The organism is Pseudoalteromonas fuliginea (assembly GCF_000690055.1).
Classification (GTDB): Bacteria; Pseudomonadota; Gammaproteobacteria; order Enterobacterales; family Alteromonadaceae; genus Pseudoalteromonas; species Pseudoalteromonas fuliginea.
This window is the reverse complement of sequence record NZ_JJNZ01000192.1, coordinates 1-340: the sequence shown is the minus strand read 5'-3', so window position 1 is coordinate 340 and position 340 is coordinate 1. Positions and strand designations below refer to the sequence as shown.

Here is a 340-nt window from a genome sequence, read left to right as displayed (position 1 = left end):
ACTACAAACTGGGCAAACTGCCTATAACTGGCAAGTAACCAATTTTGACAGGCCTGAGAAAGAAGATCTTATTGTATATGAACTCTTAATAAGAGATTTTAACCAAGAAAAAACATGGACATCTCTTATCAATCAAATAGATTATTTTAGAAACCTTCATGTAAATGCTATCGAGCTTATGCCTGTTATGGAGTTTGAAGGTAACGTTTCATGGGGTTACAATACCGCTTACCATATGGCTTTAGATAAAGCATATGGTACTGAAGAATCTATGAAACAATTTATAGACCTTTGCCATGAAAATGGTATTGCTGTAATACTAGACCTTGCACTCAATCAT

1 protein-coding gene is annotated in these 340 nt (G+C 34.4%); it reads left to right on the top strand.

Annotated features, from left to right (window positions below):
* Window positions 1-340, top strand: a 340-nt coding sequence (locus DC53_RS22755; protein WP_033032513.1) for an alpha-amylase family glycosyl hydrolase, incomplete at both ends; no start/stop codon positions are given.